This window comes from Kribbella sp. NPDC051620, assembly GCF_044453825.1.
Taxonomy (GTDB): domain Bacteria; phylum Actinomycetota; class Actinomycetes; order Propionibacteriales; family Kribbellaceae; genus Kribbella.
Window position 1 is genome coordinate 619,875 of sequence record NZ_JBITDB010000001.1, and the last position, 24,161, is coordinate 644,035.

Here is a 24,161-nt window from a genome sequence, read left to right on the forward strand (position 1 = left end):
ATTCACCAACGGCGGGGCAGGCGAGGCCAGGTACAGAGGAAGGCGCCAACGGCTAGTTCCAGGGCGGGGTAGGAGCCCCAGAGGTCGGTGCGGCGGACGGGGATGATGTGCCAGTTGAGAGCCGCTAGCTCGGTACGCCGGGATGCGTCGCGGGTTTGCTGGTGGTCTTTGGAGTGCCAGCGGTCGGAGTCGTACTCGAGGCCTAGGCGCACGCCGTCGACCGGGTCCGGGTAGCCGAGGTCGAGGCGGTAGTCGCGAGTTGGGCCGTTGACCTGGACTTGCAGGTCGGGCTTGGTGAAGCCTGCGTCGAGAAGGCGGAGCCGGAGCCAGGACTCGCCAGGGGATTCGGCCCGAGGGTCGGCGTGTTTGATGATCTGGCGGGCACGTAGCTGGGCTTGGTGCGCCTCGTACTTGTCCAGGAGGGCTTCGAGGGTGGCTCGGTCCGCTCGGCCGGAGCGTAGGAGTGCGTCGATCGATGCCAGGGCGAACGGTCTGGGCAGGTGCAGGGCGAGTTCGACACCGGTGGCAGGCGGGTTGGTCACCCTGTATCCGCCGAGGTTCACGGTGTCGGCTGGGTTTCTCGTCCAGCGGATCGGTACCTGGTCGGACGCGTTGAGGGCGGCGGTGGGGATGCCGTGGATCCAGGCCGCGGTTTCGGCGCGGGCGACACCGTCAGCGGGGATCACGAGTGCTGCGGCGGCCGCTCGGAGTTCTGGAGTGTCGGGTGTCTCGGTGGCGACGTACACGCCTTTGAGGACTTGCCGGACCTCGCCACCGCCGAGAAGCCAGTTCAGCTTCTTGCCGGCTTGGCGGGTGGTGAAGGGAAGGCCGCAGAAGAACGGGGGAAAGGACATCGGCACAGGATGTCCGACAGCAGACATCCTGTGCTTTCAGTTGTCCACAGGCCTCAGCTGAAGTCGGCTAGGGCGTTTTGAGCCTGGGTCAGCCATTCTCGGCGGGCGGCGATGGCTTCGCGCGCCTCGGTGGCTTTGCGGGTGTTGCCTTGGGCCTCGTGTTTGGCCGCTTGCTTCTCCAGGTCGGTGATCAGGGACTGGAGTTGTTTGACCGTGGCTTCGGCGCGGGCTCGGGCCTCGGGGTTGCTGCGGTTCCAGACCTCGTCTTCGGCGGACTTGACCGCTTGCTCCACTGCGCGCAACCGGCCGTCGATGGCGCGCATCGAGTCGCGGGGGACCTTGCCGATGGCGTCCCAGCGGTCGAGGAGGTCGCGGAGCTGGTCGCGGGCGGCCTTGGCGTCGGTGACGGGGAGGATCGCCTCGATCTCGACGAGCAGCAACTCCTTGGCGGCGAGGTTGGCGACCTGCTCCTCGTTCTCCTGGGCCTGTTCGGCGTCGCGGGCGCCGAAGAAGGCGTCCTGGGCGCTGCGGAAGCGGGCCCACAGCTTGTCGTCGACCTCGCGGGGCGCTGGGCCGGCGGCCTTCCACTGGCGCATCAGGTCGCGGAAGCGGCCTGACGTCGGGCCCCAGTCGGTCGAGGAGGAAAGGCTTTCAGCTTCGGCCGCGAGGCGCTCCTTCACCACGGCTGCCTCATCACGCTTCGAGGACAGCTCGGCGAAGTGCTGCTTGCGGTGCCGGGTGTACGTCGTCCGCGCGGACGAGAAACGATGCCACAGCTCGTCGTCGCTGGACTTGTCGAGCCGGGGGAGTGCCTTCCACTCGTCCAGCAGCTCGCGCAGCCGGGTGACGCCGTGCCGCCAGTCGGTACCGGCCGCGATCGTCTCGGCCTCGGTGGCGATCTTGGTCTTCGCCTCCCGGGCCTCCTCGACCTTCGCGGCCCGCTCGGCCTTCTTCTTCTCGCGCTGCTGGGCGACCAGTGGGGTGAGCGCGTCCAGCCGGGCCCGCAGGCCGTCCAGATCGCCGACGGCCTGGGCCTCGTCGATCGCGCTGGTCACCTTCTTCACCGCGGCCCGGGCGTCGTCGGGCGAGACGGTGCCCGCCTGGACCCGCTTCTCCAGCAGGTCCACCTCGAACGCCAGGGCGTCGTACCGGCGGGTGTAGAAGGCGAGCGCCTCCTCAGGGTTCGCGTCCGGCCACTGGCCGACCGCTCTCTCCCCGTCCTTGGTCCGTACGAAGACCGTTCCGTCGTCGGCTACCCGGCCCCAGCTTTCCTCGGCCACAACTCGCCCCTTCCGGCGGTATGTACTGCGCTCGTTCCCATTCTGTCCAGTCGCCGGTTCATCCCGGTCGACAGGGTGCAGTCGGGCGCGTCGGGCGCTGTCCCCACGCGTATCACTGAACAATCACAAACTCCCGGCCGCTACGCAACGGGGTTGCCATCACAATCGGGCAGCGTCACCGGTAACCTTGGCAGGTCCCTTGTCGGTTCCAGGAAGGTCTGTCGTGCTCATCGCCGGGTTCCCCGCGGGGTCGTGGGGTACGAACTGCTACGTCGTCGCCACCGGCCAGGGCGCGGAGTGCATCGTGATCGACCCCGGACAGGACGCCACCGGCGGAGTCGAGCAGGTCGTCGCGGAAAACAAGCTGAAGCCGGTCGCGGTACTGCTCACGCACGGCCACATCGACCACATGTTCTCCGTACTACCGGTCTGCGGCGCCTACGACAGCACCGCCTGGATCCACCCGGACGACCGGCACCTGCTGGCCGACCCGATGGCCGGCATCAGCCAGGAGACCGCCCGGATGCTGCTCGGCGGCAACCACACCTTCGCCGAGCCCGACGACGTACAGGAGCTCAAGGACGGCCAGCAGCTCGAGCTGGCCGGGCTGCGGTTCACCGTTGACCACACCCCGGGCCACACGCGTGGCTCGGTCACCTTCACCACCCCGTACCTGGGTCCCGAAGACGTACCCGCTGTGCTGTTCTCCGGTGACGTGTTGTTCGCCGGGTCGATCGGCCGGACGGATCTGCCCGGCGGCGACCATCCGGCGATGCTGCATACGTTGGCCACCAAGATCCTGCCGATGCGCGACGAGATCGTCGTCCTGCCGGGTCATGGCGGCCAGACCACGATCGGCCGGGAAAAGGCGACCAACCCTTACTTGCAGGACCTGGAGACATAAGAAAATGAGCAAGGCCGCATCATGAGCAAAATTGGCCCGATCAGTGGGTTTCCCGAGTACCTCCCATCGGACCGGATCGTCGAGCAGCAGTTCCTCGACGTGATCCGGGAGACGTTCGAGCTGCACGGCTTCGCCTCGATCGAGACCCGCGCGGTCGAGCCGATCGACCGGCTCTCGAACCAGGGCGAGGACGCGGACAAGGAGATCTACGCCGTACGCCGCCTCGGCGCGCCCGTCGAGGAGAAGTCCGACCTCGGACTGCACTTCGACCTCACCGTCCCCTTCGCCCGGTACGTGCTGGAGCACTCGGGCAAGCTGGCCTTTCCCTTCCGCCGCTACCAGATCCAGAAGGTCTGGCGTGGTGAGCGCCCGCAGGAGGGCCGGTACCGTGAGTTCACCCAGGCCGACATCGACATCGTCGGCGACGGCACGCTGCCGTTCCACTACGAGGTCGAGCTGCCCCTCGTCATCGCCGACGCTTTCGGCAAACTGCCGATCCCGCCGTTCCGGATCCAGGTCAACAACCGGCAGATCCCCGAGGGCTTCTATCGCGGCCTAGGCATCGAGGACGTGACGTCGGTACTCCGGATCGTCGACAAGCTCGACAAGATCGGCCCGGACAAGATCACCCAGCTGCTGACCGCCGAAGACGGCCCAGCACTCGATGCCGAGACGGCCAAGCAGGTACTGCGGCTGGCCGAGATCTCCAGCACCGACGCGTCCTTCGTCGAGCAGGTGCGGGCACTCGGTGTCCAGCACGAGATCCTCGACGAGGGCCTCGAGCGGCTGGCCGCGATCATGACGGCGGCCAACGAGCACGCGCCCGGTCTCCTGGTCGCCGACCTCAAGATCGCCCGCGGGCTCGACTACTACACCGGTACCGTCTACGAGACCCAGCTGATCGGCCACGAGTCGTACGGCTCGATCTGCTCCGGCGGCCGCTACGACTCGCTCGCCAGCGACGGCAAGACGACGTACCCGGGCGTCGGCATCTCGATCGGGGTGTCCCGGTTGATCGCCCGGCTGTTCAGCCAGGGCCTGGTGAAGGGCAGCCGCAGTACGCCGACCGCCGTACTGGTTGCCTTGAACAACGAAGACGAGCGGGCCGGCGCGATGCGGACGGCGGCCGCACTGCGCGCCCGCGGCATCCCGGTCGAGGTGGCGCCGGCCGCCGCCAAGTTCGGCAAGCAGATCAAGTTCGCGGATCGTCGGGGCATTCCGTTCGTGTGGTTCACCACCGAGAACGGCGCCGAAGTGAAGGACATCCGGAGTGGTGAGCAGGTACCGGCCGACCCGGCCACCTGGACGCCGCCCGCGCAGGACGTACGACCCAGCATCGAAACCCCTCAGGAGAACTCGTGATCCGTACCCATTCCGCCGGCTCCCTGCGGGCCGAGAACACCGGACAGACCGTCACGCTGGCGGGCTGGGTGGCGCGGCGGCGCGATCACGGCGGCGTGGCGTTCATCGACCTGCGCGACTCCAGCGGCACGGTCCAGGTCGTCATCCGTGACGAGCAGGCCGCGAGCGGGCTGCGTTCGGAGTACTGCCTGAAGATCGTCGGTACGGTCGCCGCGCGCCCCGAGGGCAACGCGAACCCGGATCTGCCGACCGGTGAGATCGAGATCATCACCGAGGAGATCGAGGTCCTCAACGAGGCCGCGCCGCTGCCGTTCCCGGTCGAGGAGCACCACGCGACCCCGGTCAACGAAGAGGTCCGGCTCAAGTACCGGTACCTCGACCTGCGCCGTCAGGGTCCCGGCTCGGCGCTTCGCCTGCGCAGCAAGGTGAACAAGGCAGCGCGCGCAGTACTGGACAAGCACGACTTCGTCGAGATCGAGACGCCGACGCTGACCAAGTCGACGCCCGAGGGCGCCCGCGACTTCCTGGTACCGGCGCGTCTGCAGCCGGGATCGTGGTACGCGCTGCCGCAGTCGCCGCAGCTGTTCAAGCAGTTGCTGATGGTGGCTGGGATGGAGCGGTACTTCCAGATCGCCCGCTGCTACCGCGACGAGGACTTCCGCGCCGACCGGCAGCCGGAGTTCACCCAGCTCGACATCGAGATGAGCTTCGTCGACCAGGACGACATCATCGCGCTGTCCGAGGAGATCCTGGTCGAGCTGTGGAAGCTGGCCGGGCACGAGGTGCAGACGCCGATCCAGCGGATGACGTACGCCGAGGCGATGGCGCGGTTCGGCAGCGACAAGCCGGATCTGCGGATGGGGCTCGAGCTGGTCGAGTGCACGGACTACTTCAAGAACACGCCGTTCCGGGTCTTCCAGGCGCAGTATGTCGGCGCCGTGGTGATGCCGGGTGGGGCCGACCAGCCGCGCAAGCAACTGGACGCGTGGCAGGAGTGGGCCAAGCAGCGTGGTGCGCGTGGGCTCGCGTACGTGCTGGTCGGTCAGGACGGCGAGCTGGGTGGTCCGGTCGCCAAGAACCTGTCCGAGGAGGAGCGCGCCGGGCTGGCCGACCACGTCGGCGCGAAGCCGGGCGACTGCATCTTCTTCGCGGCCGGTGCGGTCAAGTCGTCGCGGGCGCTGCTGGGCGCGGCACGGCTGGAGATCGGCCGGCGCGGTGGGCTGATCGACGAGTCGGCCTGGTCGTTCGTGTGGGTCGTCGACGCGCCGCTGTTCGAGCCGGCCGATGACGCGACGGCTGCCGGTGACGTCGCCGTCGGCTCGGGTGCCTGGACCGCGGTGCACCACGCGTTCACCTCGCCGAAGCCGGATTCGCTGGAGAGCTTCGACACGGATCCGGGCAGCGCGCTGGCCTACGCGTACGACATCGTCTGCAACGGCAACGAGATCGGTGGTGGGTCGATCCGTATCCATCGCGAGGACGTGCAGAAGCGGGTCTTCAAGGTGATGGGGCTGTCCGACGAGGAGGCCACCGAGAAGTTCGGCTTCCTGCTCGACGCGTTCAAGTTCGGCGCCCCGCCGCACGGCGGCATCGCCTTCGGCTGGGACCGCATCACCGCCCTGCTGGCCGGTACGGAGTCCATCCGCGACGTCATCGCCTTCCCCAAGTCCGGCGGCGGCTTCGACCCGCTCACGGCGGCCCCCGCCCCCATCACCCCCGCCCAACGCAAGGAAGCCGGCGTAGACGCCAAGCCCGAACCCAAGGACGAAGCCAAAACCGAAGCAAAGCAGTAGCCCCCGGCGGGCGCGCCAAGTGGTGTGCGCGCCTCCTACTCATTGCAACGCCCCGCGGCCCCCAGGGCCGCGGGGCGTTGTGCAGTTGCAAGCTGGTCGAAAGGGTTGTTTCGGGGGCGGTTTGGGTGGAAAGTGACATGGTCGTGAAGGTTGTCCGTTAACTTTTCACGAAAACCGTGCCCATGCTGTCCCCGCCCCGGGAGTTGCCATGCTCAAGCGAAGAATCCGCCGTCTTCTGATAGCCACCCTCGCCCTCACCGGGCTCACCGCCGGTGGACTGATCACCGCCATTCCGGCCAACGCCGCCGTCTTCACCACCTACGGCACCGGCGTGAACGTCCGCGCCGACGCCTATCTGTCCTCACCGGTCGTCCGCACACTGCCCGGCCCGACCTCCATCGACGTCGACTGCCAGAAGTACGGCGACCTCGTCACCGTCTCCGGCGGTTCGAGCCGTTGGTGGGCGCACGTGCCGGCGCTCGGCGGCTACGTCACCGTCGCGTACGTGGCAATCCCCGAGGACAAGCTCCCCGGCGTGGCCGAGTGCGGTGGCACCAACCCGCCGTCGGGCGACATCACGCTGGCCCAGGTGCAGGCGATGTTCGGCACCCGGATCGCGAATCCGTCCCTGGTCGAGACCGGCCTGCCGTCCCTCAACCAGGCGATGCGGGACGCCAACATCAACACGCCGTACCGGAAGGCCGCGTTCCTCGCGACGCTGGTGCACGAGTCGCGGCTGGAGTACAACATCCGCGAGATCGGCGACACCCGCTTGTACGGCGGTCGCGGCTACATCCAGCTGACCGGTGACTTCAACTACGGACCGGCCGGCCGGTACTTCGGTATCGACCTGCTCGGCAACCCCGAGCTGGCCCGGTCGCTGCAGTGGAGTGCTCCGATCGCCCGCTGGTACTGGACGGTCGCCCGCAACATCAACCCGTTCGCGGACCAGCTGAACATGGGCAAGGTCAATGCCGCGATCGGCTACCCGGCCGGTGCCGAGGACCAGCGCCGTTGCGACTCCTTCAAGAACGCGATCCGGGTACTGACCGGCTCGGTGCCGGGCGGCATCATCTGCACCCGCTCCAAGGCGCTCAGCGGCGACACGAGCAAGCTCAGCCGCACCCAGTTCGACGCCCTCACCAAGGTCGGCGGCGGCCTCGGCTGACCCCTCCTCAACCGAGCGCCACCTTGGCGAAAAGCCGGCCGGACTCCACCTGGGGTCCGGCCGGCGGTCTTGGCTAGCCCCGTTCGACCCCGCTGAAGAGGACTTCGCCGCTCTTGCCGACAGCGCGGTAATCCACCTCGGTCAGCCCGGGCCGATGGACAGCGCCAAGCTGGGATGCGGTGGCATATCCGCGGCCGAAGTACGCCGGTACGACGTACCAGGGTGAGGCTCCGCCGGTCCACCGGATCCGGATCTGCACCTCCTCGGTGCCGGGGAGGGCGGCGAACGTGTAGCTGACGAACAGTAGGGTCGACTTGCCGTCCGGGATCTCCGAGAACCTCCACAGTCCGTTGATCGGCTTGTTCTGGCTCAGCTTCAGGCGCCTTTCCAGCGGTACGGCGGCTGGATCGAAGGCATACAGGAGCTTGTCGTCGTAGCACTCGACCTGGACGCCCGCAGTGGTGGTGAACTCCTGGATCAGCAGGGTGTTCGGCAGTGGTTCGAGCAGGCCGCCTTCGCCGGGTAGTGCCTTCTGCCGACGGGCCAGGTAGGAACCGTTGAGTGAGACGTCTGCCGGAGTCGCTGGATTCGGTTGGCCGAGCGCGCTCTTCTTCTCCGCAAGACACTTCCTGGCCGCCGCCGCGTCGACGAGGCCGTAGTCGTTGGTCGATGCGGATCCTCGGTCGAGGTTGATTCGCTCAGAGGCGTTGGCCGGCACTCGCTGAGCCACCGTTGACTGGGGGCCGGCTGGCTCGCCGGAGTCGCCGCCGGCGCGGGTGCCGGCGACGACGCCGCCGGTGATGACTGCTACTCCGCAGGCGGCGGCCAGGATCGGGGTCCAGAGGGACCACTGGCGCTGGCGGTGGGCGCCGCGGGCGGTGCTGACCAGCTCGGCGCGGAGGTCTTCGACGTATTGCGGGTCGAGTTCCTCGACCGGGGGTGGGGTGGTGAGGTTGTTCATCGGGCCTCCTCCGGTCCGGTTTGGTCGAGCAGGGCGGGCAGGCGTCGGCGGGCCCGGGAGAGGCGTGCCTTTACGGTGCCCTCGGCGACGCCCAGTACTTCGGCAGCCTCGGCGAGCGGTAGTTCGGCCCAGTAGACGAGCTCTACCGTTTCGCGTTCGTGCGCCGGCAATCGGCCGAGCGCTGCCCGCACGGCCCGGATCCGTTGCTCCGAGTCGACCCGGGCCGCGACGCTCTCGGCGTGGTCGGGTGCATGCAGGGGAGCGGGCTGGCGGCTGACGAACTGCGCCAGGCGTCGCTTGGCGCGAGTCGTGTTGCGCAGCTCGTTACGGGCGATGGTCAGCAGCCAGGCTCGCGCCGTGTCGTGCAGGAGCGGCCCTGGGTCGGCATGGCTGAACTGCCGCCACGCAGTGATGAAGGTGGCCTGTACTGCGTCATCGGCGGTCGAGTACGAGCCGGTGTGGCGGACCGCGTAGGCGTGCACGACACCGGCGTACCGGGTGAAGAGGATGCCGAGGGCCTCGGGGTCGCAGCCGCGCAGTGCCTCCCACAGGTCATGGTCGGCAGGCATGGCAGGCGGAGGTTTGTCCTGCCTGCTCGATGTCATGGGCATACCTAACAGGGTCCGCAGCTCCCCACCAGGTTGCCGCCGCCGCACACTCCGAGATAACCTATACAGTAGTGTTCAGTTTAAGGGGTGAGGGTGTGCGACAGAACAAATGGGTGGTGCTCGGTCTGCTTGCGTTCGTGCAGTTCATGCTGGTGGTCGACATCACCGTCGTGCAGGTCGCGCTGCCGAGCATCGGGACCGACCTCGGGCTCGGCCGGCAGTCGCTGACGTGGGTGGTGACGACGTACACGCTGGTGTTCGGCGGACTGATGATTCTCGGTGGGCGGCTGGCCGACGTGTTCGGCGCGCGGCGGACGCTGCTCACCGGGCTGGTGATCTTCACGCTGGCCTCGGCCACTTCCGGGCTGGCGGGATCGGCGGCGGTCCTGATCGCGGGCAGGGCCGCGCAGGGGCTGGGCGCGGCACTGCTCTCGCCGGCGGCGCTCGCAATCGTTACGACGACCTTTCACGAACGGGATCGCAGCCGGGCGCTGGGGGTGTGGGCAGCCATCGGCGGTGCCGGGGCAGCCGCCGGAGTGCTTCTCGGTGGCCTGCTGACGGCAGGGCCCGGTTGGCAATGGATCTTCTTCGTCAACGTGCCCATCGGCGTGCTGGTGCTCGCGTCGCTACCCCAACTGGTCCCGGCACAGACAGACACAGGCGCGGTGGACACGGGCGCGCTGGCCGCGGGCCGGGCGGGCGCCGGTCGGGTGGGTCCGGGACGGGCGATTGCCGGGCGAGGGGTGATCGATGTGCCAGGGGCTTTGCTGGTGACGGTTGCGACCGGGCTGTTGATCTATGGGTTGGTCAACGCGGGAGCGGATGGGTGGGGCGCCGGCAGCACGCTGGGGTTCCTTGCGGCCGGGGCGGGCAGCTATGGACTGTTCCTGCTGGTGGAGGCGAAGACTGCGACTCCGCTGATGGACCTGCGGACGATGGGGCGCAGGCCGGTGGTCTCGGGGATGTTCCTGATGCTGGTGGCCACCGGGCTCTTGCTGGGCTTGTTCTTCCTGACTTCCCCTTTGCTGCAAGAGGTCCGCGGCTACAGCGCGCTCGAGACCGGCCTGGTCTTCCTGCCGGTCGCCCTGGCGATCACCGGAGGGGCGCAGCTCGGAGGACACCTGATCGGGCGAGTCGGTGGGCGTGCCGTCGCTGCCGGCAGCTTCCTGGTCACCGCTCTCGGAGCAGCGTTGCTGACGCAGGTCGGCGAGAGCGTCTGGACCGGAGTACTGCCTGGGTTCTTGCTGGCGGCGTTCGGGATCGGGCCGCTCTTCGTGACCGCCATGACCACCACGATGGCCAATGTGCCTTCGGCGGAGGCCGGGGTGGCGTCAGGCGTCGTCACGACCTTCCACGAGCTCGGCGGCAGCATCGGGGTCGCAGTGATGTCGACTGTCGCGGCTGCCAGCTTCGCCGGTCCGGTGGTCAGCGGCACAGACGGTTTCTCCGCCGGGTACACCGTCTGCGCGGTCGCCGCAGGTGTATCCGGGTTGATCGCGCTACTGCTCGTCCCAGCAGGCAAAGCGCTCGTCGTAGCAGGTCACGGACACGGGCACTGAACCCTCGTAAGGTGTAGGCGTGCCGACCTCCACCCCGAAGCGCAGGGCCGACGCCGAGCGGAACATCGAGACCATCCTGCGCGCGACCCACGAGCTGATGGCGCACGGCACGCTGCCGTCCATGAGCGATGTCGCCACTGCCTCCGGGATCGGTCGCGTCACCCTCTACTCCCACTTCCCGTCCCGCGAGGTCCTGCTGGAGGAGGTACTGCGGCGGGGGATCGCACACACCGACCAGGTACTGACGGAGCTTGCTCTGGACGAGCAACCGCCGGCGGAGGCGCTGGCGCTGCTGGTGCGGAAGTCGTGGCCGATCCTGGACCGGCATCGGCGGGTGCGGACCATCGCACTCGCCGAGATCGGCCCCGAGCCACTCCGGCGCCACCACGACGCCGCCTTCCAGCACGTCGGCCGGCTGATCGAGCGAGGTCGTGCGGCCGGCGCCTTCCGCACCGATCAGCCGGTGGACTGGCTGGTCGCCACCTTCTACGCGATCCTGCACGCGGCCGCCGACGAGGTCGCCGCCGGCCGCCTCACCTCAGCCGACGCCCCCGGTCTCCTCATCAGCACCTTGCTCTCCGCCCTCCGCCCATGACCGTGACCGTGCCGGCCGAGCTGCTACCGCACCTGCGGCGGGCGCGAGATGTTGCCGACCGCAACTATGGCGAGCCGCTCGACCTGACTGCGCTGGCGGCTGCGGCGGGCGTTTCGAAGTACCACTTCCTGCGGTGTTTCACGACGGAGTACGGCGAGACGCCGATGCAGTACGTCGCCCGGCGCCGGATCGAGCGGGCGGCCGACCTGCTGCGCGCGACCAACCTGACCGTCACCGAGGTCTGCCAACGGGTCGGCTACAGCAGTCTCGGGTCGTTCTCGCAGCGCTTCTCCGAGCTGATCGGGATGAGCCCGTCGGAGTACCAGCGCACTCAGCCGGGGGCCCGCATCCCCGGCTGCTTCGTCTTCATGCTCGGCCTGAACTCCGCAATCGCGGAGAAGCCAGCACAGCCACCACAGCCTCCGCGGCCCGTAACGTCGTAGGCACAGATCCGACGAGGAGGCACCTTGATCACCAACGTCAGCCTGATCACCGTCTACGTGCACGACATCGACGAGGCAAAAGCTTTCTACACCGAGAAGCTGGGCTTCGTGCTCGGCGACGACATCACCGTCGGCGACTTCCGCTGGTGCACCGTGCACCAGGCCGACCACCCGGAGCTCGAGGTGGTGCTGATGCTGCCCGGCCCGCCGATGGACCCCGAATCGGCCGAGTCGATCCGCCGGATCATGGCCAAGGGCTCGATGCACGGCTTCGGCATCAACACCGACGACTGCCACAAGACCTTCGCCGAACTGGTCGCCAAGGGGGTCGAGTACATCCAGGAACCGTCCGACCGCCCGTATGGTGTGGAAGCGGTACTCCGCGACAACTCCGGCAACTGGCTGGTCCTGGTCGAGCAGAAGACCTACAGCCCCGCGGATTTCGACTAGCCTGCCTGGGTGATCATTTCGGTGGATCCGGCCGCGTCGCAGCCGCCGTACGAGCAGGTGAAGCAACAGGTGGAGCAGTCGATTCGCCGGGGTGAGCTGGCGCAGGGCACTCGCTTGCCGACCGTGCGCCAGCTCGCCGGGGATCTCGGGCTCGCGGTCAACACCGTGGCCCGGGCGTACAAAGAGCTCGAGGCCGACCGGCTGGTGGAGACCCGCGGGCGGAACGGGACGTTCGTACTGGCCGCGCGCAGCGAGATCGACGACGAGGAGACGCAGGCGGCGGCCACAGCCTTCGCCCGCGCCGCCCGCCGGGCCCACCTCTCCCTGTCCGAGGCGACCCGCATCCTCCACGAAGCCTGGTGACCGGTATCGGCCATCGGCCGGTCAGCGGGGGAACGGAAACGATTCCAAGCAATTTGGGGACAACGTTGTCCGAGGTCTCGACACGCGCTGTGATGGTGACTAATCTCGCCGTCATTTGACAGCGATGTCAGCGACAGGGGAGTGGTCACGATGGTGTCGAGACGAACGTTCCTGGCGGGTAGCGGCGCATTGACGGCAGGTGGGTTCGGGTTGCTCCCCGGCCTGCCGGCTGGGGCGGCGCCGGCCATGAGTACAAGCGCGAGCGGCAGACTGTTGCCGGCCTTCGAGAGACCGAAACACCTGCATTACGGCGATGTCAGCAAGCTCAGTGGCGGCGACCAAACCCTGCTGACGACACTGCAGGGCATCGTCAACCGGACCAAGCCGGAGCTCTACTTCAGCTTCGACACCGGCACGATGAGCACGCCGGATGCCAAGTGGCTCAGCGACATGCACCTGCCCACGACGACGTACCAGAATCCCCTCGATCTGGTCGCCAAGTACCGGCACCGCGTCCGCGGCGCGATCATCCACGACCCGGCCGTGCCGGACTCGCTGAACGTCGCGACCACCCTGGCCGGGCTGGAGAACTCGGTCGTCGCCGACGCCGCTCAGGCCAAGGCGCACGGCCTGCGGATCGTCAAAGACCTGCGCGGCAGGTTCGACGACGACCGCGTGAAGACCTACCGCTGGCAACTCGACAACCTCTTCCCGCGGGTCACCCACAAGCTGCTCGCCGGCCTGCCAGCGACCCGGGTGGTCGCGGTCGAGAACGTGCAGTGGCAGGAGATCGCCCGCGAGACCCGTCAGATCCGCGACTCGTCGAACCGCGGCAGCTACGACCTCGACGTCTCCGCCAAGCTCGGCAAGGGCACGGTCTTCGTCCGGTTCGCCGACTCGTTCACCGACGACGGCTGGGGCGCCTCGGTCTCCGAGGTCACGGTGAAGGCCAACGGCACCCAGATCGCGCACTTCCTGCCCGGTACGCCGGAGGAGGCGCCGTTCCTCTTCGACGGCGTCAACTCGTCGATCGGCGGCGAGGCCAACCGCTTCAGCGACGGCGGCGGCTACTTCATCTACCAGTTCGAGCCACCGGCCGGTACGACGTCCCTCGTGGTCACCGTGACGATGTGGAACCAGTACCTGGTGAGCGCGACCGACACCTCGCCGACCCGGATCGAGCCGTTCGCGTACTTCCGCGACTACGTGGTGGCCACCAAAGCCCTGGTGAGCTGGCTGCCGCCGGGTGGCGAGACGGGTGACCTGCTGGTCGAGCACTTCGCGAAGTACCCGACGCTCGCGCCGTACATGGGCTGGTTCGCGAACGACGTGTCGGGGGAGTGGGACGGCGTCGACCTCGCCTCGCAGGGCGGTTCGCCGGTGATCGCGGCCGACTTCTACATGAACGGGACGGTCCACGCCGGCTTCACCGCACCGATCTCGGACAAGGTCCGGCCGATCAGGCGGATCAACAAGCCGAAGAACAAGGTGTACCTGACGCTGACCTTCGGCGAGGGCGACAACATCCAGTACTGCCAGCGGCACATGCGCGACCTCTGGGACGACCCGAAGCGGGGTGACGCACCGGCCAACTGGACCATCAGCCCGCTGCTGCTGGAGACGGGTCCGGGCTTGTTCAGTCACTACCAGCGGACCGCGACCGCCAACGACCTGCTGGTCTGCGGCCCCTCGGGCGCGGGCTACACCTACCCCGGGTCGTGGGTGCCGAGCGACTTCACGCAGTTCCTGAAGCTGACCGGCTCGACGCTGCGCCGGACCGGGATGGACGTCGTCTACTCCTACAGCCACCGCGAGAACGACAAGTGGGTGCTGCTGTCGCCGGAGATCGCCGCCGGCTTCAAGAAGTACACGCCGCTGAAGGGGATCATGCAGACCTGGGACGGCGATCTCCTCGCGGTCCGCCAGGGTGGGCTGCCGGTCGTCGGACAGTGGGGTGCGCCCGGCAAGGCCGCGGAGTGCAAGGCCGCGCTGGATGCCCGGGTCGCCCAGTGGGACGGCACGAAGCCGCTGTTCATCTCGGGCGGGATCAACGCGTGGTCGTGGACTCCGTCGGACATCTCGGAGCTGGCTGCGCTGCTCAAGGACCCGTACGAACTGGTCCTTGCGAACACCTTCTTCGATCTGCTCAACCGCGTCCTCTGAACCGGAGCTGGACCTGCCGCACTGACGCGGCAGGTCCAGTTGCTTGCGGTTGCGGTACTACCAGCGATGCGCGACGTCGACGACGATGCGGCTGGTGTTGCCCGTGCCGGTGATGGTGAAGACGCGGAACGGGAGGCGGGCGCGGACTCCGACGCCGATGGCGGTGACACCCTCGAAGCTTCCGGCGTCCACTACCTGGCGGAACGTCCGGTAACCACGGACGTTGGTCAGTTCGTGGTAGTTGGCCGGGTTGTAGGTGGAGTGACCGTCGTCGTCGTAGGAAGTCGCCAGCAGGACGATCTCCAGCTTGGCGCCACCGCGCATCGGGATCGGCTTGCCCTCGCCGATCGTGCCGATCTCCTTCACGTAGTGCACGCGGAACCAGGACGGCTTCCCCGAGACGTCGAACACGATCCGGTCGAAACAGGTGTGCCGGCCGGTGCGGACGTTCGTCAGCTGCCCGGATCCCTGGAAGGTGCTTGCCTCAGGCAATGAACCCCAGCCGCGCGGGCAGCCGGTGGCAACGGCGGCAGACGCGGTCGGCGCGGCTTGCGCCGGTACAGCGACCGCGCCCACCGGTACTGCGGTGAGTGCGAACACCGCGACCGCGGTGCGGATCGGTCTGTGGATGTGGATGGTGTGAATACATTTCACGGTGCCCCCCTTAGGACATCTAGTTAGATGCGCCAAGGGGGGCCGAAGTTATCGACTTACCAGTGGTGGGCGACGTCGATCACGAGGCGGGTGCTGTTGCCCGGGCCGGTGAGGACGTGGGTCTGGAACGGCAGCCGAGCCCGGACGCCGAGCGCCAGAGTCGTCCGGCCTTCGAAGCTGCCGCCCCAGGCCACCTGGCGGAAAGTGTCGTACCCGGCGACGGCCGACAGTTCCCGCTGGTTCTTCATCCGGTACGTCGGCCGCCCGGCCATGTCGTACGCCGGGGCGTTGACGACGATCTGCAGAGCAGCCCCACCCCGCGTGCGAACCGGCGCGCCGGAACCATCCGCGGTGACGGTCTTGACGTAGGACACGCGATAGCCGGTCGCGCGCTTGCCGGTCAGGTCGATGACGAGCCGGTCGTAGCAGGCGTGCCGGCCGGTACGGACGTTCCTCACCGCTGCCGCACTCCACCTGGCGCTTGCCTCAGGCAACGAACCCCAGACGGTCGAGCAACTGGTCGAGCGCGCCACCGACCGCTCGACGAGTGGGCTCGCCTGCGCCGGTACGGCGACCGCGGCGCCGGTGGCCAGGGCGGCGATCGCCAGGACGACGATCGAGCCGCGGACGGGGTGGTGAACGGTACCGATTCTGCTCATGACGTTCATCCCTTCCGTGACGTCTGAGACCTCTACCGGTAAGACGCCGTAAAGGGGATGACGGTTGACGCCGCAGCAGCGAGGATGGGCGGCGATGACACCTGATGAGCTGTTAGAGGTTTTCCACCGCCGGATCCGGTTGCCCGATGCGGACACCATCCCGGGCTGGAAGCAGGAGCTGGACGGGCTCGTGCACCGCTCGTATCTCGAAGGCGCGGGTGGCGGCGGCTTCGTCGAGACGCCGCGCGGGCTCGGTGACGACCCGGACGCGGTGATCGCGGCGCAGATCGAGTTCTTCCGCGAGCGCGGGCTGGAGTTCGAGTGGAAGACCTACGCGTACGACGAGCCCGCGGACCTGGGGGAGCGGCTGGTCCGCGCCGGGTTCGTCGCGGCGAAACCGGAGACGCTGATCCTCGGCGAGGTGGACGCGATCCTGGCCCGGCCGTCGGCGCTGCCCTCGAAGCTGCGGATGCGGGACGTGACGGAACCAGCCGACTTCCACCGGATCGCGGTCTTGATGGACTCGCTGTGGCACATGGGACTGGAGCGGATCGAGGAGCGGCTGGCAGCCGAGCACCGGATGTTCCCCGAGCGGCTGGTCGTCACGCTGATCGAGGATGCCTTGCGCGGTCCCGAGGGCCCGGCGCTGACAGCGGCGTGGATCCGGTTCCACCCGGAGACCGGCTTCGCGAGCCTGTGGGGTGGCGGGACGCTGCCCGAGTGGCGCCGGCAGGGGCTGTACAGCGCGATCCTGGTGCACCGGGCGAAGATCGCCAAGGAGCGCGGGTACGAGTTCCTGCGGGTCGACGCGTCGGAGGACTCCCGGCCGATCCTGCAGAAACTCGGCCTGCACGCGGCCGCGATCACCACCGGGTACGAATGGAAGCCCTGACACGCCCAACCCGGTGAGCGGAACGACCTCGGCAGGCTGTACGTTGCGGAGATCATGGCCATGAAACTCACCTCGCGCTTTCGCCGGCTGCTGCAGCGCCCCGGCTCGATCGACCTCGGCCCGTACGAGAAGCTGACCGCCGCGGTCAGCGAGGCGGAGGAGTCGCTCAAGGACCTGACCGACGAGGAACTCACCGAGGTCGTCACCGAGATGCGGACCACCGGTGGTCTGGACGAGGGCGACCAGATCGAGTTCCTCGCGCTCGCCCGGGAGGCCGGGCTCCGGGCGATCGGCGAGCGGGCCTTCGACGGCCAGATCGTCGGCGCGCTGGCGCTGCTGCAGGGCCGGATCGTCGAGATGGCGACCGGTGAGGGCAAGACGCTGGCTGGTGCGTTCGCGGCCGCCGGGTACGCGATCGGCGGCCGGCGGGTCCAGGTGATGGCGGTCAACGACTACCTGGCCCAGCGCGACTCGGAGTGGATGGGCCCGATCTACGAGCTGCTCGGCGTGACGGTCAGCCACATCGGGCAGGCCTCGACACCTGAGGAGCGGCGTACGGCGTACCAGGCCGACGTCTGCTACGCGCCGGTGAGCGAGCTGGGCTTCGACGTACTGCGTGACCGGCTGGTCGACGACGTGGCGGACCGGGTCACGGTCAAGCCCGACGTGGCGCTGGTCGACGAGGCCGACTCGGTGCTGATCGACGAGGCCCGGGTACCGCTGATCCTGGCCGGCGCGACCCGGACCGAGGAGCTCGACGACGACGTGGTCGCGCTGGTCCGCACGCTGCGCGCCGGGATCGACTACGAGATCGACGGCGACGGCCGGACGGTCGCGCTGACCGACAAGGGCACGGACAAGGTCGAGGCCGCGCTCGGCGACATCAACCTGTACGAGGACGAGAACCTCGACCGGCTGACCCAGATCAACGTCGCGCTGCACGCCGAGGTGCTGCTGCGTCGCGACGTCGACTACCTGGTCCGCGACGGCAAGGTCAGCCTGATCAACAACAACCGTGGCCGGATCGCGAAGCTCCAGCGCTGGCCCGACGGTCTGCAGGCGGCGGTCGAGGCAAAGGAAGCAGTCCCGGTCAGCGACTCCGGAGAGGTGCTCGACAGCATCACCGTGCAGGCGCTGGTCAGCAGCTACCCGACGCTGTGCGGTATGACCGGTACCGCGGTCGTCGTCGGCGAGCAGCTGCAGGAGTTCTACAACGTCGAGGTGGCGGTCGTGCCGCCGAACAAGCCGAACATCCGCGTCGACGAACCGGACCGGCTGTACCTGACCGTCGCCCAGAAGAACAAGGCGCTGGTCGAGCACATCGGCGAGGTCCACGAGACCGGCCGGCCGATCCTGATCGGGACGCACAGCGTCGAGGAGTCCGAGCAGCTGAGCGACCAGCTCGAGGCAGCCGAGATCCCGCACGTCGTGCTGAACGCCAAGAACGACGCCGAGGAAGCCGCGATCATCGCCGAGGCAGGTGTGCCGGGGACGGTCACCGTGTCGACGCAGATGGCCGGCCGCGGTACCGACATCCGGCTCGGTGGCCGCGACGAGTCGCACGACAAGGACCGCGCGGTCGAGCTGGGCGGGCTCTACGTCATCGGCACCGGCCTGCACGCGTCGCGCCGGCTGGACGACCAGCTGCGCGGCCGCGCCGGACGCCAGGGTGACCCGGGCGGCTCGCTGTTCTTCGCCAGCCTCGCCGACGAACTCGTCACCCGGTACTCCGTGACGTCGGGCCTGCGGCCGTCGCCGGATGCCGACGGCCGGCTGACCGACCGCAAGGCGATCGGCATGCTGGAGCACGCGCAGCGGGTCGCCGACGGCGCGAACGCGGAGCTGCACCGCACGACGTGGTCGTACCACCGGCTCACCGGCCAGCAGCGGTCGATCCTGCTCGACACCCGCGAGAAGGTGCTGACCGAGGACCTGGCCGCCGAGGAGCTGGCCGAGCGGGCCAAGGAGCGGTACGACGAACTGGTCGAGGAGCTCGACGAGGACACCGTCAAGGCGGCCGCGCGGAAGATCGCGTTGCACCACCTGGACCGCAAGTGGACCGACCACCTCGCCTACCTGGCCGACCTGCGCGAGGGCATCCACCTCCGCTCGCTGGCCGGTGGCATCGTGCACATGAAGCCGATCGACGAGTTCAACAAGTCCGCGATCGCGTCCTTCGACACCTTGATCGCCGACGCGTGGACCGAGGCGGCGGAGACCTTCAAGGAAGCCGAGATCACCGCCGACGGACTGGACGAGGAAGCCTCCGGCGTCCCGCGCCCGACCGCCACCTGGACCTACCTGGTCAACGACAACCCCTTCGGCACCGAAGCGGACCGGATCCTCGGCCGCCTGCGCAACGCCATCAAGCCCGAATCCGAAGGCCAGTCCGAAGAGATCCCCGCCGAGACCTTCGACGAGGACGACCTCCCCGAGGAACTCCGCGACCTCGACGACGAGGACCTCGCCGACGACCTCCCGGAAGAACTCCGCGAGGCCCACGAGGACACCGAGGACAAGAAGCCGGACACCAAGGACTGAGCTCCGGCAGCAGTCGTCGGACAGCCATCACAGAGATTCTGTGGTGGCTGTCCTGTTGTCAGCTCATGGCTGGGGCGGTGACGACCTGGTTGCGGCCGCCGTTCTTGGCGGCGTAGGTCGCCGTGTCGGCGGCCAGCAGCAGCTCGTCGAGCGTGCTGCCCGCGGCGGGGTAGCTGGCCGCGCCGATCGAACAGGTGAGACCTTCGACCGTGGTCTGGCCGCGGGCAGTGGTGACATTGGCGGTGATCCTGGAGATCCGTCGCCGGATCCGTTCGGCCGCCTGGCTGGTCTCCTCGGCGCTGGTGTTCGGCAGCAGGATCGCGAACTCCTCGCCACCGAGCCGGCCGACCAGATCGTCGGTCCGGACGTCGTCCTTCAGCTCGTTCGCAACGACCTTCAGGACCTGGTCCCCGGCCAGGTGCCCGTAAGTGTCGTTGACGAGCTTGAAGTGGTCCAGGTCCAGGTAGAGCACGCCGAGCGAGGTCTCACCGTGCTGTGCGCGCTCGAGCTCCTTGCCGGCCAGCTCGTGCCAGAAGACGGCGTTCGCGAGCCCCGTCTGCGAGTCGGTCCGGGCAGCGAACTGGAACTGCCCGACGAGCAACGCCCGGTGCAGGCCGAGCACGGTGATGAGCAGCACGACGGTCAGCCACGGCTGCTCCATCAGCAGTGCGCCGTTGGCGACGCCGAGCCCGAGGGCGCCGAAGACCACCAGGTGGTCCGACGACCGGCCGAGCACCTTGCGGGCATTGGTCTCCGGGTTGGACAGCAGGATCGCGCCGACGACCAGGGCGTAGTTGACGAACCAGAACGCCACGGCGGCGACGACCACCGCGATCAGCCCGATGAATCCGCCCTCGTAGCCAGGGTGGCCGGCCGGGTTGACGGCAGCCAGACTCACCGATGCCGCGGCCGAGCCGACGACCACGCTGGCAGCGGAGAAGATGGATCGGTGGGGCGCGGTGCGTCGCAGCCGGAGCCCCGAGTGCAGGAAGCTCAGCGCGGTGATCCCGATCGCGAGCAGCGGTGGCAGCACAAGCACGGCCGCGAAGATCCACATCGACTTCAGGTTCGCGTAGGTGGCGCCTTCCGCGGCGGTCCAGCGGAGCCGCTCGATCTCCCGCCCAGCCTCGGTCTGGGTCGCCGAGCCGAGGGCGAGCACCCCGAACCTGATCCAGTCGTCGCCGCTGATCGAGAGATCGCGCAAGGACACGGCCAGGACGACGAGCGCGAGCAAGTCGATGGCCAGCACGTAGCAGAGAACAGGCTTGGGTGCGGACCACAGCGCCCAGCGGGCAGGCGCCCATGAAGAAGCCGTGTCAGTCTCGCGCCTACGCCTGCGCTTTGGTCTCCAGTACCTGATACTCGACATAACAGTTCCCCCAGCCCCACTGGTCCTCGTGTAACAGAGTAAACGCGAAGTAACCCATTGTCATCGCCGGAGGGGCCACCAGTGGGGCCGACGGTAGGCGGACCGTTAGTCCAGGAGGAGGTGGGTCCAGATGCGCGTACACGAATGGCCGTAAACCCAGAGGACCTCGGGCACCCGGTCAACCAGGCGGATCGGCCCGCCCGTAGCCGCGAGCAGCGCCGGCCGCGAAGAGGACACCCAGCACACCTGCGCCGGCCACGACCAAGGCCGGCCGGACGCTGTCGGCGGCGACGCCGGCGGCCAGAATCCCGACCCCCTGAGAAACCGTGAGCGCAGTGCGGGCCAGACCGATCACCTGACCGCGCTGCGCGTCAGGAACATCCTTCACGAACGTGGTCTGAGCAGTGATCAGGTACGACGAGCACGCGCCGGACAGCATCCACAGGCCCACGGTCACCCACAGCCCGGGCGAGACGACGCACGCGATCAGCGGGGCCGACGCACCGATCGCGAGCGGCCCCATCAAGGCCAGTCGCCTTGATGGGGCCAGCCGCCCGAAACCCCAGACGCCGAGGACGTACCCGGCGGGGTTCGCCGCGAAGAGCACGCCGACCGCGACCGCGCCGCCGCCGAGCGTCGCGGCGTACGGCGTCGCCAGTCCTTCGACGGAGATGTAGAAGCCGGGCAGGCAGATCAGCGCGGTCAGGTACCGCAGCCTCCGGTTCTCCCAGACGAGCCGCGCACCGGCGGACAACGAACCCCACCAGCTCGGCTTGGCGGCCCGCTCGGCACCGGCCGGGGCCGGGCGTTCCTTGATGCCGAACCGCAGGATCACCGCCGACACGGCGAACGAGATCGCGTTGATGGTCAATGCCTGACTCGCACCGAGCCCGGCGACGATCGTGCCACCGGCGACGAAGCCGGCGAGCTGGGCGAGCTGCAGGGTGATCGCCGAAACGCCCATGGCCGCCGGGTAGCTGTCGCCGGTCATGATGGTGGCCATCGACGCGATCCGGGCCGACTGGAAAGGTGCCGCGAGCAACTGTACGGCGACCAGCAGCACGCACAGGATCAACAGCGAGGTGCCGGGAATCGCCATCAGCCCGACCAGGCCGGCCCGCGCGACGTCGCAGCCGACCATCACCGAACGACGGGAGTACCGGTCGGCGAGCCCGGACAGGAGCGGGCCGCCGGCGATGTCGGGCAGCAGCGTGAGCGCATAGGTCAGCGCGGACAGGCCGGCCGATCCGGTCCGGTCGAACACCAGGACCGCGAGCGCCACCCGGGCCAGCTGGTCCCCGATCACCGAACCCAGCAGCGCTCCCCACAACCACCGGAACTCGGCCACCGCGAAGACGTCGCGATAGGTCGCCGGCCGGTCGGCAGGATCGGTGGTACTGGGTTCATGGGGGCGGGCCATGCTGGTCAAGTTACCCAGGGTCGAGGGGCGTCGGCTGGCGGTAGCGGTGAGCCGTTATCCGTTCGAAGCCCGGCGGCCGTGAAACGTTGTCGCCCTCTCCAGCGATACACCGGGCAGGGGAGAACTGGGGACACATGGGAGAAGACGAAATGGCGCGGTGGCGGGCGGGGGCTGAGGGCGCGGAGCCGGAGCTCGCGCGGCGGTTGCGCGCGTTGTGGGCGATCGTCACCGTGCCGGCGCCGTTGGCGACCGAGCAGGGGGACGAGGAGGCACTCGATCGCTTGATCAGCTGCAGCCCGAGGCCACGCCGAATCAGGCGCCGGTGCCGGTACCGGGAGAGAACCTGAGCCGCGCCGCCTGGAAGGTGTGAGGGTCAGTTCCCGGCCGTGGAGCCAGTCCGCCAGCGGGCTCGCCGGTACCGGAGGTCTGGCCCTTCGCCGTCTGACGGCCGTGGTTCGTGGGCTGTCGGTGGGGGCGGTTAGGGTCGGAGTGTGAGTGATGGGTTGTTCGAGTTGCCAGGCCTGCCTGCTTCCAGTCGTGGGGGTGGGAGTCTGGCCGACGCCGATCACACCTCGGCGCCGTTGGCGGTCCGGATGCGGCCGCGCAGTCTGGACGAGTTGGTCGGCCAGCAACATCTGCTGAGTCCTGGGTCGCCGTTGCGGCGGCTGGTCGAGGGGGACCAGCCGATGTCGTTGCTGTTGTGGGGGCCGCCCGGGACCGGGAAGACCACCATCGCGGCGGTGGTGTCGCACGCCACCAACCGGAAGTTCGTGGAGCTGTCGGCGGTCACCGCGGGGGTGAAGGAGGTCCGGCAGGTGATCGACGCCGCCCGGCGTGACCTGACCCGGGCCGACACCGTCGAGACCGTGCTGTTCATCGACGAGGTCCACCGGTTCACGAAGGCTCAGCAGGACGCGTTGCTGCCGGGCGTCGAGAACCGCTGGGTGACGCTGGTCGCGGCGACCACCGAGAACCCGTTCTTCTCGGTCATCTCGCCGCTGCTGTCCCGCTCGCTGCTGCTCACCCTCGAGTCACTCACCGACGACGACATCGCCGTACTGCTCGACAGGGCTCTCACCGACGAGCGCGGGCTGAACGGCGAGTTCGAGCTAGCCGACGATGCCAAGGATCACCTTCTCCGGATGGCCGGTGGCGATGCTCGCCGGGCGCTCACGTACCTGGAGGCAGCCGCGGGAGGCGCGAAAGCCAGAGCCGCCGAGAAACGGGCCGCCGGCAACACCTCCGCGGGCAAGAGCGACGAGGGCAGGACCGCCGAGACGGGCGGCGAACTGCCGATGCTGATCGATCTCAAGACGCTGGAGACCGCCGTCGACCGGGCCGCTGTCCGGTACGACCGGGCCGGTGACCAGCACTACGACGTCGCCTCCGCGCTGATCAAGTCGATCCGCGGCTCCGACGTCGACGCCGCGATGCACTACCTGGCCCGGATGATCGAGGCCGGCGAGGATCCCCGGTTCATCGCCCGCCGCCTCGTCATCTCCGCCAGCGAGGACATCGGGATGGGCGATCCGACCGCGCTCGGCGTCGCCGTCGCGGCCGCCGAAGCGGTGCAGTTGATCGGGATGCCGGAGGCAAGGATCAATCTGGCCCAGGCCGTCGTCGCCCTCGCCCTCGCGCCGAAATCCAATGCCGTCATCCTGGCCATCGACGCCGCGATCGCCGACGTCAGAGCGGGAAAGGTCGGCCCGGTGCCGGCGCACCTGCGCGACGCGCACTACGCCGGCGCCAAGAAGATCGGCCACGGCTCGTCGTACCAGTACTCCCACAACGATCCGCGCGGCGTGGTCGGCCAGCAGTACGCGCCGGACGTGGTCGACAAGGTGGACTACTACCAGCCGACCCGGCGCGGCGGCGAGGCGGCGTACGCCGAGGCGCTGGCCAAGATCCGGGAGATCCTCCGGAAGCGCTGAAATACCCGGCAATTTCACCGGGAATACCGGCTGTATTTCGCCCCGATAAACCCGGCGATTTATCCGGGCCGGAACAATTGCCCGGGCCCGATCGGCAACGAGACCCGGTGGTGCCGAATTTTTGCCGTCGGCGCCGGATCGCCGCCACTTCGGCGCGGGCCGGCCGGGCCGTGAGCAAGGTAAAGGATTTCC

22 protein-coding genes are annotated in these 24,161 nt (G+C 68.5%); 14 read left to right on the forward strand and 8 right to left on the reverse strand.

Going from position 1 to position 24,161, the window contains the following annotated elements:
• Nucleotides 1-2 precede the first annotated feature (2 nt).
• Both ACIA12_RS02750 and ACIA12_RS02755 read right to left on the reverse strand, forming a co-directional pair.
• Nucleotides 3-854, reverse strand: a complete 852-nt coding sequence (locus tag ACIA12_RS02750) for a hypothetical protein (protein ID WP_396365070.1) — start codon at nucleotides 852-854, stop codon at nucleotides 3-5.
• 53 nt (nucleotides 855-907) lie between these two features.
• A complete protein-coding gene (locus tag ACIA12_RS02755; RefSeq protein WP_396365071.1) occupies nucleotides 908-2,134 on the reverse strand; it encodes a DUF349 domain-containing protein in 1,227 nt (408 codons plus the stop codon).
• A gap of 223 nt (nucleotides 2,135-2,357) precedes the next feature.
• Between ACIA12_RS02755 and ACIA12_RS02760 the strand changes: the two genes are divergently transcribed.
• From ACIA12_RS02760 to ACIA12_RS02775, 4 genes are all read left to right on the forward strand, one after another.
• Entirely contained in the window at nucleotides 2,358-3,038 is a 681-nt protein-coding gene (locus tag ACIA12_RS02760) for an MBL fold metallo-hydrolase (protein ID WP_396365072.1), read from the forward strand.
• Between the two features lie 21 nt (nucleotides 3,039-3,059).
• Nucleotides 3,060-4,400 carry a histidine--tRNA ligase gene (gene hisS / locus ACIA12_RS02765; protein ID WP_396365073.1) on the forward strand — a complete coding sequence of 447 codons (1,341 nt, stop codon included), beginning with the start codon at nucleotides 3,060-3,062 and terminating at the stop codon, nucleotides 4,398-4,400.
• Nucleotides 4,397-6,193, forward strand: coding sequence for an aspartate--tRNA ligase (gene aspS, locus ACIA12_RS02770; protein WP_396365074.1), 1,797 nt, complete (start codon nucleotides 4,397-4,399; stop codon nucleotides 6,191-6,193). The genes hisS and aspS overlap by 4 nt, the downstream gene beginning before the upstream one ends.
• Before the next feature lie 208 nt (nucleotides 6,194-6,401).
• Nucleotides 6,402-7,361 (forward strand): glycoside hydrolase family 19 protein, encoded by a 960-nt coding sequence (locus tag ACIA12_RS02775; protein ID WP_396365075.1) that lies wholly within the window; start codon nucleotides 6,402-6,404, stop codon nucleotides 7,359-7,361.
• 73 nt (nucleotides 7,362-7,434) lie between these two features.
• Here the strand turns inward: ACIA12_RS02775 and ACIA12_RS02780 are convergent, their stop codons facing one another.
• Nucleotides 7,435-8,322, reverse strand: a complete 888-nt coding sequence (locus ACIA12_RS02780; RefSeq protein WP_396365076.1) for a hypothetical protein — start codon at nucleotides 8,320-8,322, stop codon at nucleotides 7,435-7,437.
• Complete coding sequence (locus ACIA12_RS02785; protein ID WP_396365077.1) at nucleotides 8,319-8,927, reverse strand: RNA polymerase sigma factor; 609 nt, start codon at nucleotides 8,925-8,927, stop codon at nucleotides 8,319-8,321. Before ACIA12_RS02785 ends, ACIA12_RS02780 begins: the two co-directional genes overlap by 4 nt.
• Before the next feature lie 98 nt (nucleotides 8,928-9,025).
• On the opposite strand from ACIA12_RS02785, the gene ACIA12_RS02790 reads away from it, so the two are divergent.
• The 6 genes from ACIA12_RS02790 to ACIA12_RS02815 all read left to right on the forward strand — a co-directional run bounded on the left by ACIA12_RS02790 (nucleotide 9,026) and on the right by ACIA12_RS02815 (nucleotide 14,503).
• Nucleotides 9,026-10,489: an MFS transporter gene (locus tag ACIA12_RS02790; RefSeq protein WP_396365078.1), complete on the forward strand. Its 1,464-nt coding sequence runs from the start codon at nucleotides 9,026-9,028 to the stop codon at nucleotides 10,487-10,489.
• 19 nt (nucleotides 10,490-10,508) lie between these two features.
• A complete protein-coding gene (locus ACIA12_RS02795) occupies nucleotides 10,509-11,084 on the forward strand; it encodes a TetR/AcrR family transcriptional regulator (protein ID WP_396365079.1) in 576 nt (191 codons plus the stop codon).
• Nucleotides 11,081-11,527: a helix-turn-helix transcriptional regulator gene (locus tag ACIA12_RS02800; protein ID WP_396365080.1), complete on the forward strand. Its 447-nt coding sequence runs from the start codon at nucleotides 11,081-11,083 to the stop codon at nucleotides 11,525-11,527. Before ACIA12_RS02795 ends, ACIA12_RS02800 begins: the two co-directional genes overlap by 4 nt.
• A 24-nt stretch (nucleotides 11,528-11,551) precedes the next feature.
• Nucleotides 11,552-11,977, forward strand: coding sequence for a VOC family protein (locus ACIA12_RS02805; RefSeq protein WP_396365081.1), 426 nt, complete (start codon nucleotides 11,552-11,554; stop codon nucleotides 11,975-11,977).
• A gap of 9 nt (nucleotides 11,978-11,986) precedes the next feature.
• Nucleotides 11,987-12,340, forward strand: a complete 354-nt coding sequence (locus tag ACIA12_RS02810) for a GntR family transcriptional regulator (protein WP_396365082.1) — start codon at nucleotides 11,987-11,989, stop codon at nucleotides 12,338-12,340.
• Nucleotides 12,341-12,490: 150 nt separating this feature from the next.
• Nucleotides 12,491-14,503: a GxGYxYP domain-containing protein gene (locus tag ACIA12_RS02815; RefSeq protein ID WP_396365083.1), complete on the forward strand. Its 2,013-nt coding sequence runs from the start codon at nucleotides 12,491-12,493 to the stop codon at nucleotides 14,501-14,503.
• 57 nt (nucleotides 14,504-14,560) lie between these two features.
• On the opposite strand, the gene ACIA12_RS02820 is transcribed toward ACIA12_RS02815, so the two are convergent.
• On the reverse strand, nucleotides 14,561-15,157 hold the full coding sequence (locus ACIA12_RS02820) for a hypothetical protein (RefSeq protein WP_396365084.1): 597 nt from the start codon (nucleotides 15,155-15,157) through the stop codon (nucleotides 14,561-14,563).
• A 56-nt stretch (nucleotides 15,158-15,213) separates the two neighbouring features.
• Entirely contained in the window at nucleotides 15,214-15,816 is a 603-nt protein-coding gene (locus ACIA12_RS02825; RefSeq protein ID WP_396365085.1) for a hypothetical protein, read from the reverse strand.
• A gap of 94 nt (nucleotides 15,817-15,910) precedes the next feature.
• On the opposite strand from ACIA12_RS02825, the gene ACIA12_RS02830 reads away from it, so the two are divergent.
• On the forward strand, nucleotides 15,911-16,708 hold the full coding sequence (locus ACIA12_RS02830) for a GNAT family N-acetyltransferase (protein ID WP_396365086.1): 798 nt from the start codon (nucleotides 15,911-15,913) through the stop codon (nucleotides 16,706-16,708).
• A gap of 60 nt (nucleotides 16,709-16,768) precedes the next feature.
• Entirely contained in the window at nucleotides 16,769-19,249 is a 2,481-nt protein-coding gene (gene secA2, locus ACIA12_RS02835; RefSeq protein ID WP_396365087.1) for an accessory Sec system translocase SecA2, read from the forward strand.
• Between the two features lie 58 nt (nucleotides 19,250-19,307).
• Here secA2 and ACIA12_RS02840 read toward each other — a convergent pair whose 3' ends face one another.
• A complete protein-coding gene (locus ACIA12_RS02840) occupies nucleotides 19,308-20,498 on the reverse strand; it encodes a diguanylate cyclase (protein WP_396365088.1) in 1,191 nt (396 codons plus the stop codon).
• 298 nt (nucleotides 20,499-20,796) lie between these two features.
• On the reverse strand, nucleotides 20,797-22,038 hold the full coding sequence (locus ACIA12_RS02845; RefSeq protein WP_396365089.1) for an MFS transporter: 1,242 nt from the start codon (nucleotides 22,036-22,038) through the stop codon (nucleotides 20,797-20,799).
• A gap of 134 nt (nucleotides 22,039-22,172) precedes the next feature.
• Here ACIA12_RS02845 and ACIA12_RS02850 point away from each other — a divergent pair, with 134 nt between their 5' ends.
• Nucleotides 22,173-22,385: a hypothetical protein gene (locus tag ACIA12_RS02850; RefSeq protein WP_396365090.1), complete on the forward strand. Its 213-nt coding sequence runs from the start codon at nucleotides 22,173-22,175 to the stop codon at nucleotides 22,383-22,385.
• Between the two features lie 144 nt (nucleotides 22,386-22,529).
• Nucleotides 22,530-23,969, forward strand: coding sequence for a replication-associated recombination protein A (locus ACIA12_RS02855; RefSeq protein WP_396365091.1), 1,440 nt, complete (start codon nucleotides 22,530-22,532; stop codon nucleotides 23,967-23,969).
• Nucleotides 23,970-24,161: the final 192 nt, after the last annotated feature.